Below are 9,250 nucleotides of genomic sequence, written 5' to 3' on the forward strand. Positions count from 1 at the left end.
CTCATCGCATCCTGGGGCTGTAGCAGGTCCCAAGGGTTGGGCTGTTCGCCCATTAAAGCGGTACGCGAGCTGGGTTCAGAACGTCGTGAGACAGTTCGGTCCCCTATCCGGGCGCGGGCGTAGGATATTTGAGAGGAGCTGTCCTTAGTACGAGAGGACCGGGATGGACAGACCGCTGGTGTATCTGTTGGCTTACCAAGGCCATGGCAGAGTAGCCAAGTCTGGACGGGATAAACGCTGAAGGCATCTAAGCGTGAAGCCCCCCTCAAGATGAGATATCCCATCGCAAGAGTAAGACCCCTTGAAGAAGACGAGGTAGATAGGTTAGAGGTGGAAGTGCAGTAATGTATGTAGCTGACTAATACTAATCGGTCGAGGGCTTAACCAAAAGGTTTAGGGAAAAGAAGGAAGTTTCAATTCGGTTTTCAATATGTGGTTTTGAAGGTATGTATTTTGCATAAAAACTGCAAAAGTTTCATACAATATCTTCAGAAAGGTACTTGATGAATCTTTGTTTATACAGTATAATAGAGACTCAGAGAGCACTTTAAATATTCCTCGATAGCTCAGTCGGTAGAGCACGCGGCTGTTAACCGCGCTGTCGTAGGTTCAAGTCCTACTCGGGGAGTTTTATTTATATTTTTGCAAGGCCCCATGGTCAAGCGGTTAAGACATCGCCCTTTCACGGCGGTAACAGGGGTCCGAATCCCCTTGGGGTCATTTATAATTAAATATGGCGACGTAGCCAAGTGGTAAGGCACGGGTCTGCAACACCCTCACCACCGGTCCGAATCCGGTCGTCGCCTCTCATGAACCTTGAAGGATTAAATCTTCAGGGTTTTTTATTATTTCTTAAAAATCGTTCCATGTATTATCTGTACATCCAGGATCATCACAAAATTGAAGAAATCCACAAATCTGCAAAAAATCTGCATAAATCCGCTAAATCCGCAAAAACCACTTGACCTGGACTTAACTCCAGGTAGTAGTCTATAGTAGTAGCTTGTAAAATTAGTACATGGATGAATATGGAAAGGAGTTTATAATGAGTAAAAAGGTTCTGATTCTATCCGGCAGCCCCAGAAGGGGAGGAAATTCCGATACGCTATGTGATGAGTTTATGCGTGGGGCAGAGGACACTGGAAATACTGTGGTAAAAGTTTTTTTAGGAGATTATAAAATCAACTATTGTACTGGGTGCGGTGTCTGTAACGGGACCCGTCAATGCGTGCAAAAGGATGATATGGCAGAGATATTGGATAAAATGGTGGACAGTGATGTGATCGTCATGTCTACGCCAGTATACTTTTATTCCATGGATGCACAGATGAAGACGTTGATCGACCGGACAGTACCGCGTTACGCAGAAATACGGGATAAGGACTTTTATTTTATTGTAGCGGCTGCGGACACGGATAACAATATGATGGAGCGTACCGTAGAGGGATTTAGGGGATTTACGGAGGATTGTCTGCCTAATGCCAGGGAAAGAGGAATCATATATGGCACAGGTGCCTGGCAGAAGGGAGATATAAACAACAGTCCGGCTATGGTACAGGCTTATGAAATGGGACGTGGAGTATGAATACATGGGATATAGCCATTAAAACCGACCAGGAGGAAAATAATATGTCAATTGTATATAAGACAAAGGAAATTACACCAGAGGGCTTAGTCCGCGTTTACGAGGCGTTAGGCGTGTCCCTGAAAGGTAATATAGCAATAAAGATCTCCACAGGTGAACCGGGAGGCCATAACTTTCTCCAGCCGGGATTGATCAAGGACCTGGTGAATAGGTTGAGTGGGACCATTGTAGAATGTAATACCGCTTATCCGGGCAGACGTAATACGACACAGGCTCATTGGGAGACGATCCGGGACCATGGGTTTTTGGCCATTGCCCCCTGCGATATATTGGACGAAGAGGGTGACATGGCAATTCCTGTTGAGAGTGGTTTTCATTTACAGGAGAACTATGTAGGCACCCATTTAAAGAATTATGATTCCATGGTAATGCTGTCCCACTTTAAGGGGCATGCCATGGGTGGATTTGGAGGTGCGCTGAAGAATATGTCCATCGGCCTTGCATCGTCCAGGGGTAAGATATGGATTCATACATCCGGTACCAGTAATGTTTTTGAGGACGCGTTTACGGCAGATCATGACTCATTCCTGGAGTCCATGGCAGATGCGGACCGGTCTGTAATGGATTTTATGGGACGTGAAAAAATTGTTTATATTAATGTGGCCAACAGACTGTCGGTGGATTGTGACTGCGATGCACATCCCCATGACCCGGAGATGGCGGATATCGGTATATTTGCGTCTGCAGATCCCGTTGCTGTGGACCAGGCATCCGTGGATGCGGTGTATGGCTCTGAGGATGCAGGCAAACGTGCCCTGATCGAACGTATGGAATCCCGTCATGGAATCCATACAGTGGAGGCCGCCCAGGCCCATGGCCTTGGAAACCGTAAGTATGAGCTGGTGTGTATAGATTAAAATTGCCGGGCGAATCCGGATATTCAAAGCAGGTCTGAATCACCTGATCCGGACCAGAAACCGGACCAGAAACCAGTCCAGATACCGGCCCAGAAACCAAATCAGGAATCGTCCCAGATACCGGGCCGAAGCCAATCCCTTGGTTATTTGACTTTTTACAGGTCAAATGATATGATGATAAAGATATTTTGATATTAAAATAGTCTATCACAGATTGTTTGCCACAAACAGATAGATAAGAAGTCAGAAGGGGAAACATGGATCATAACAATAAGAAATGGAAAAAGCGGCTGCTGGGCCTTTTGGGCTGCCTGGCTGGACTGGTGATCATTATAGTATTGGGAGGAGCCTTTATGTTCAGGCATGAAATCAAGACATTGGGTACGCTGGAAAAGATAGATGACAATGTACTTTATTCCATGAGGTATGACGGGGACTACGGATTTGATGATTTTCTGGAAATTGGAGCCAGCACGGACGGAGAACTGGTCAGGTTCGTGACGGAACGGCTTTTAAAGGGGCTGCCCTTTGAGTTCTCCATACCGGATCTTGGCTGTTCCACATTTAGCGCATGGACCAAAGAAGGGGACTATATATTCGGACGTAATTTTGATCTGACCTACTCCCCGGCTCTGATAGTGGAGACAGCACCTGATCATGGATACAGGTCCCTGTCAACTGTAAATCTGGCATTTCTAGGCTTTGGGAAAGATAATCTGCCGGATTCACTGAAGGAAAAGCTGATCGCCCTGGCAGCTCCCTACGCTCCTTTGGACGGTATCAATGAAAAGGGCCTTGCGGCGGCAGTGCTGCGCATTGCAGATGAGCCCACGAATCAGGATACGGGAAAGACGGATATAACCACCACTACTGCTATCCGGTTGATGTTAGATAAAGCGGCCACGGTGGATGAGGCAGTGGAATTGCTGGAACAGTATGACATGCATTCCTCCGCGGGAAGCTGCTATCATTTCCAGATTGCCGATGCCGGAGGGAACAGCGCGGTGGTGGAGTACGTGGACAATGAGTTGGTTGTGCTGAAGGCGGAGCAGGACTATCAGATGGCAACGAATTTCCTCTTGTCGGATAAGAAATATAATTTTGGAAACGGCCAGGACAGGTATGAGATATTAGAGACATCCCTGGACAGCTGCAATGGTGTGGTAGAGGATGAGCAGGCCGGCATGGATCTGCTACAGGCAGCGTCCAAGGATTGGCACGTGTCTGAGTCATCGGGAAGGATGAACGCCACCCAGTGGTCTGTTGTTTTTAACTGTACGGACCTGACAGCAAAAATAATAACCGGCCGTCAATATGACAAGCCGGCGCATGAATTCAGTCTTGATCAATGAGGATCAGCAGCGGAAAGCAGTGATGGAACAGGCTTTCCGCTGCTGTTTTTTGGAAGCTCTTTTGTGTAAATGATCCTGCGGGGCAGTTCATAGGGATTCAGGCGCTGTTTAAGCTGCTCCATCAGAAGACAATAAGCAGGAGTGCCTTCGGACTGCGGATTCAGTACCACATAGGCGGTCAGGGCGCCATGCTCCAGCGTCACTGCGGCTTCATCCACCTCATCCAGTGCCATCAGTGCGTGTTCGATCAGTGAAGCAGAAATCTTGCGCCCGTGGATATTATATACATTGTTTTTGCGCCCCAGCAGGTACAGGTATCCGTCCGCACCCGTATATCCCATATCCCCAACGCTGCAGGGGGTGGGAAGGCCCAGGGCCCTGTATGGCGTATCCACTGAGATCTCATTGTTTTTGATCATTATATTTATACCGGGAAATGGGAGTCCCACGCATGCGGGGTCGTCATTCATCTGGGAGTCCCGGATGAATGAAACAAAGCTCAGTTCGCTGGCTCCGTAGTAAAGGGTGCATTGATTGTTTGGGTATGCTGTCCTTAACAGACGGATATCCCCCAGTCCCAGGCTTTGAGAGCCGGATACAATGGTCTTTATATATGGGTTGCATCCGGAGGCTGTTCTGGCCAGCAGGCGCAGTTTGGAGGGGATCAAATATACCCCATTGGCCTGATAATCAACCATGGCCTGATTCCATGCAGGTGGATAGACCGGTGAGCAGGTAATGGCGGATGCCCCCTCTGACATCAAAGACAGGTACATATTCAGGTTTCCTGTAAAGGCCAGACTGCCGTGGACCAGCATGCGGCTGGAGCTGTTTATGCCAAATATATGGTTCTGTGTGGGAAAAAAGCTGTGCCAGCTTTCAAAGGTGCGAAACCATATTTTAGGGATCCCCGTGGTACCTGACGTGAGGACACCCATGCAGGCTGTGGATGGGACAGGAGAGCCGGGAATCGGCCTGCGTGTTGTTTCCCTGGATATAATCACGGGGACTTTGTTTGTGCCGCTGTAAGCAAGGAATCGGATCAGCTGTCCGTACACAGAGGCTTCGTCTATCCATTCCAGCCCAGGGTCAAGAAGGTCGGACTGATGCCTGATCTCATCCGCGTCCCTGACGATACTTCCATATGTATAACAGTTGGAATCTTCAATAAGGGCTGTCCTGTGAGCAGGTACAGCCCTTATCATTTCAAGGTAATCCATGATGTTCTCCTTAGGTTTTATGGTTCTTCACTATCTTAATGATTGCTCTCTGTTGCTCCGGTAGGGTCCCTACCGCTCCAGCATCAGGGCGGTCCCGATGCCTCCGGCGGCTGCCACGGAACAAATCCCCTTTTGGCTGCCGGTACGCTCCATGGCTTTTACCAGGTGGAGGAAGATAATAGCCCCTGAGGCGCCGTAGGGATGTCCATAAGCAAGGGCCCCGCCAAACTGGTTATAACGGCTGAATGTACCCGGATAGGCTCTCTCAAAAAGGACGTCAATGACAGCAAACGCCTCGTTGCATTCAATGCATCCGATTTCGTCCATGGAAATGCCGGTACGCTTCAGCAGGTTTTCTATGGATGAGACAGCGGACACCGGGCTCATAAGCGGATTGGTCCCAATGCTGCAGGCATCCAGGATCCGGCAGCGGGCTGTCAGGCCATGGCGGGCCAGATACTGGTCTGAACAGAGTACCACAAAGGCCGCTCCATCGTTCATTGTGCAGGCGTTGGCGGCATTGAGGGATCGTCCGTCCTGTAATACGGGGGGAAGCTTGTCCAGCAGCTTCTGGCTCATTCTGGGACGTATGCCTTCATCGCGCTCCAGGCCGAACACGGGAAATATTATATCGCTGAGTATCCGGGACTGACGGGCCATAAGGGCCCGGCGGTGGCTCTCCAGTACCCAGCGGTCCAAATCCTGTTTGTCCACGCGGTAATGGGCTGCAGTCCGTTCAGCACCCTGGAGCATTACATCCTCCCTGTGGGGACCGGGGACAAATTTTGCGGTGGTATAAGGAGTGGTATCCCTGTAGTCAGGATGATTGGGGTGATAGGAGCGAAGGGGCTGCGTGGATGTACTCTCAAATCCGCCGGCAATTACCAGGTGGCAGAGTCCGCTTTCGATCATGGCGGCGGCAGTGGTTATGGCCTCCAGGGAGGAGGCGCACTGCTGGTCCACTGTAAAAGCGGGAACGGACTGATCAAGCCCCGCCTCCAGAGCCATAAGCCGGGTGATGTTGCCGCCGCTGCCCGCGCTGTTGCCGCAGATGACCATATCAATATCCCCGGGAGAGATTGTACCGGGAGAGATTACCCCGGGATCAACAGCCCCGGGAGCGTAGCCATCACAGCCGCATTGTCTGATCAGCCCCTTTAATACGGCCGCACCCAGACATTCGGCCGGGATATGGCGGTAAGCGCTGTTCCTGATACCGATATAACTTCTGAGTCCGCCTAGTACAAAGACATGGTCCATATCATACCTCCCCGCATTAGATGTGTACTCTCAGAGCCTTCTGGTCCCCATTTTTGCGGTTGATTTTTCGCCGGTCACACACAGAGCGAATCAACGATACACCGTATATGCCTCATAGATTGGTGCACAACAGGCAAAAATTCATTACGCAGATCTGATTAACATCCGAGAGTACGCAGATTCAAATAGAAGTTCCAGCCTTCAACAGGCTGATCTGCACCGGCTTTGCGATAGCGGCAGCGGCAGCGCATTTAAACAGGTCCAGAGGGATAAATGGGAGTACGGCAACCGTAAACACGGATACCCAGTCCATGCCTGTTACAAACTTCATATAAATGCTTCCAAGTATCAAAGTCACAGGCATCCCCACCAGCATGGTCACAAGACAATAGCGCCTGAAGCTGTAACGTTTTCCCTTCAGCCAGGACATCAGTACAACGGCTATCAGCCAGGCCATAATGTACCCGCCGGTAGGGCCAAAAAGTTTTCCGGGTCCTCCCACTCCGCCGGAGAATACGGGGAGGCCGGAAAGGCCCAGCAGCATGTAGACCACAATGGTGAAGGCAGCCTGACGGGGAGTTAACAAAAGCGCAATAAGGTTGACCACCAGTGTCTGGGCGGTCAGGCTTGCAGGGGAAAATGGCAGGGGTATCACAATGTATGCTGATACGCAGATCAGTGCAGTGAGAAGAGCCATTTTTGTCAGTTCCAGGGTGCTGAAGTTTTGTTTTGTATTCATAGTTGCCTCCATGTCATAGGTTTTTTATTTGAAGGTGAAAATGTACAAGGCCATCGCAGCTTCCTGTGACAGTGTTGTTTTCACATTTCAGGTAAATGGGTTGGCCCGTATAGGTTGGACGGATCAGGCGGATACTGTATTCTATGGGCAGATGGATTCCGTATTCTATAGGAAGAACAGGAAGATGGCTGCATGCCATATGGGAAAAGGGTTCATACAGGCGCGTGAATATCCATAATCCCGGCACCAGGGCCGGATCACCCCGGTGAATGGGGTTGGTGTCGCCGGATTCTTTCAGAAACTGTCTCAGGTCCGTCTTAAGAAAGCACATGGAAGGCGGATCTGTGGAAGACGGATCTGTGAAAGGCGGATCTGTGGAAGATGATTCTAAGGAAGATGGTTTTGATGTAGCTGATATTTGGAAATGTAGCTGCGGGGCATCACCCTGCTGGTTTTTATCCTTAGATACGTCCATCAGAAGCACTTCCAGGCTTCCGGCTGGTGCCGCGGCTTGTGTGTATCCCGTTGTTTCCAGTACAGCGGCATATCTGTGGCTCTTTTTCCGCTGTGTATGAAAACAGACAGCGGCTTCATTGCTGTATTTGCGGTAAACAGCCCGGGCCATGACCCAGCCGTCAAAGCGGTGACGGCCCCATAAACACGTTTCATATATCAATTGTCTCATTTATCATACCCCAAATGTTATCTAATAGGTAGAAACAGGTTTACAATTCATTGATTATTATAGGGTCTCAAGTTGAAAATGTCAACCAAAACAAGATAATTGGTTAACAAATGTCTGGGCCGATTTTGTACAGTGAATGGGAGAAAAAGGTAAAATAGAATGCCCCTTTCCATATTCTGTGCATTATGATAAGATAGGTAAGTAAATTAAGATTATAGAGTGACAGGATGAAAAAATGAACTACATTGTTTTTGACCTTGAATGGAACCAGAGCCCAAATGGAAAGGAAGATTCAGTGGACCACCTTCCATTTGAGATTATTGAGATAGGCGCTGTAAAACTGGATGAGGGATTTTGCCAGGTAGGGGAATTCCATAAGCTGATCAGGCCTCAGGTATATAAGAAGCTGCATTTTAAGATATCGGAAGTAACGCACATGGATATGAGGAAGCTGTGCCAGGAGGGGCAGCGTTTTGAGGATGTTATAAGGGAATTTGTGGAGTGGTGCGGGGAAGAGGAATACTGCTTTTGCACATGGGGGTCCATGGACCTGACAGAGCTCCAGAGGAATATGGCTTACTATGGCCTGGATATACCTTTTCCCCGCCCTCTTTTGTACTACGACATACAGAAGCTGTTCTGCTTCCAGTATGGGGACGGAAAGAATAAGGTGTCCCTGGACCAGGCAGTGCAGCAGATGGCCATGGAGGAGGAACGGCCGTTTCACCGCGCCCTGGATGACGCTTACTACACGGGAAGGGTGTTGTCCGCCCTGGATATGGACTTATATGGGGTGTATGTTTCCGTTGATTATTACGGCCTTCCGGATGAAAAGGACAAGGAATTTTACCTGTACTTTCCCGAATACACCAAATTTGTATCCAGGGAGTTTGACTCCAGGGAAGAGATCATGAAGGATAAGAATATTACGGACATGGTGTGCCTTAAGTGCCGGAGGATGCTGCGCAAGAAGATACGCTGGTTTCCCTATGGACAGAGGTTCTATTTCTGTCTGGCATACTGCCCGGAGCATGGCTATGTGAAAGGAAAGATCAGGGTTAAAAAGTCCGAGAAAGACAGATATTATATTGTCAAGACCACCAAGATGGCGGGGGACGAGGATGTGGAACTGCTGACCCAAAGAAAGGAAGACGGGCGCAGAAAGCGCAGTGCCAAGAGCCACACTAAAAAATATGACAACAATTAGCAAAACCTGCAGGACGGCTGACCAGCGATCCTGCAGGTTTTATTGTGTCACAGTAAAAATAAACCACCTGCTCTGCAGGTGGAGGGAATATCTTCAGATAAAAGCAACTCCTGTGCTAAACTAGATGTAGGTCTGCAAACCACAAATAAAAAGCACAGGAGGTCCAAAATGGACAATAATAGTTTAGCTCATAGTGTGTCCTGAATGCTAGAGGATACTGAAAAAGTAGTAACCGAAAAGCAGTGCTTTTCGTGAGATGGAAGCAGGCCTTCCGCAATCGGTATA

Annotated in this window: 8 protein-coding genes, 3 tRNA genes and 1 rRNA gene; 8 read left to right on the plus strand and 4 right to left on the minus strand. The window is 49.0% G+C overall.

What is annotated here, in order from left to right; genetic code table 11:
- The 7 genes from HMPREF9469_RS30160 to HMPREF9469_RS30190 form a co-directional block, all read left to right on the plus strand.
- A 23S ribosomal RNA gene (locus tag HMPREF9469_RS30160) occupies positions 1–388 on the plus strand; the annotation flags it as partial.
- Positions 389–555: 167 nt separating this feature from the next.
- Positions 556–628 (plus strand) — tRNA-Asn (locus tag HMPREF9469_RS30165).
- Between the two features lie 20 nt (positions 629–648).
- A tRNA-Glu gene (locus HMPREF9469_RS30170) sits at positions 649–720 on the plus strand.
- A gap of 15 nt (positions 721–735) precedes the next feature.
- A tRNA-Cys gene (locus HMPREF9469_RS30175) sits at positions 736–806 on the plus strand.
- 239 nt (positions 807–1,045) lie between these two features.
- The gene (locus tag HMPREF9469_RS30180) at positions 1,046–1,585 is read left to right on the plus strand and encodes a flavodoxin family protein (RefSeq protein ID WP_007871665.1); all 540 of its coding nucleotides are present in this window, start codon (positions 1,046–1,048) and stop codon (positions 1,583–1,585) included.
- A 44-nt stretch (positions 1,586–1,629) separates the two neighbouring features.
- Complete coding sequence (locus tag HMPREF9469_RS30185; RefSeq protein WP_040417917.1) at positions 1,630–2,502, plus strand: DUF362 domain-containing protein; 873 nt, start codon at positions 1,630–1,632, stop codon at positions 2,500–2,502.
- A gap of 257 nt (positions 2,503–2,759) precedes the next feature.
- Positions 2,760–3,854: a linear amide C-N hydrolase gene (locus tag HMPREF9469_RS30190; RefSeq protein WP_007871670.1), complete on the plus strand. Its 1,095-nt coding sequence runs from the start codon at positions 2,760–2,762 to the stop codon at positions 3,852–3,854.
- Here HMPREF9469_RS30190 and HMPREF9469_RS30195 read toward each other — a convergent pair.
- The 4 genes from HMPREF9469_RS30195 to HMPREF9469_RS30210 all read right to left on the minus strand — a co-directional run bounded on the left by HMPREF9469_RS30195 (position 3,848) and on the right by HMPREF9469_RS30210 (position 7,758).
- Positions 3,848–5,074 carry an AMP-binding protein gene (locus tag HMPREF9469_RS30195; RefSeq protein ID WP_007871672.1) on the minus strand — a complete coding sequence of 409 codons (1,227 nt, stop codon included), beginning with the start codon at positions 5,072–5,074 and terminating at the stop codon, positions 3,848–3,850. The genes HMPREF9469_RS30190 and HMPREF9469_RS30195 overlap by 7 nt on opposite strands.
- A 69-nt stretch (positions 5,075–5,143) precedes the next feature.
- Positions 5,144–6,334, minus strand: a complete 1,191-nt coding sequence (locus HMPREF9469_RS30200; RefSeq protein WP_007871674.1) for a thiolase family protein — start codon at positions 6,332–6,334, stop codon at positions 5,144–5,146.
- Between the two features lie 181 nt (positions 6,335–6,515).
- The gene (locus HMPREF9469_RS30205; RefSeq protein WP_007871676.1) at positions 6,516–7,073 is read right to left on the minus strand and encodes a biotin transporter BioY; all 558 of its coding nucleotides are present in this window, start codon (positions 7,071–7,073) and stop codon (positions 6,516–6,518) included.
- Between the two features lie 13 nt (positions 7,074–7,086).
- Positions 7,087–7,758 (minus strand): hotdog family protein, encoded by a 672-nt coding sequence (locus HMPREF9469_RS30210; protein WP_040417913.1) that lies wholly within the window; start codon positions 7,756–7,758, stop codon positions 7,087–7,089.
- Between the two features lie 235 nt (positions 7,759–7,993).
- On the opposite strand from HMPREF9469_RS30210, the gene HMPREF9469_RS30215 reads away from it, so the two are divergent.
- A complete protein-coding gene (locus tag HMPREF9469_RS30215) occupies positions 7,994–8,965 on the plus strand; it encodes a 3'-5' exonuclease (RefSeq protein ID WP_007871678.1) in 972 nt (323 codons plus the stop codon).
- Positions 8,966–9,250 lie beyond the last annotated feature (285 nt).

The sequence above is a fragment of the [Clostridium] citroniae WAL-17108 genome, assembly GCF_000233455.1.
Taxonomy (GTDB): Bacteria; Bacillota; Clostridia; order Lachnospirales; family Lachnospiraceae; genus Enterocloster; species Enterocloster citroniae.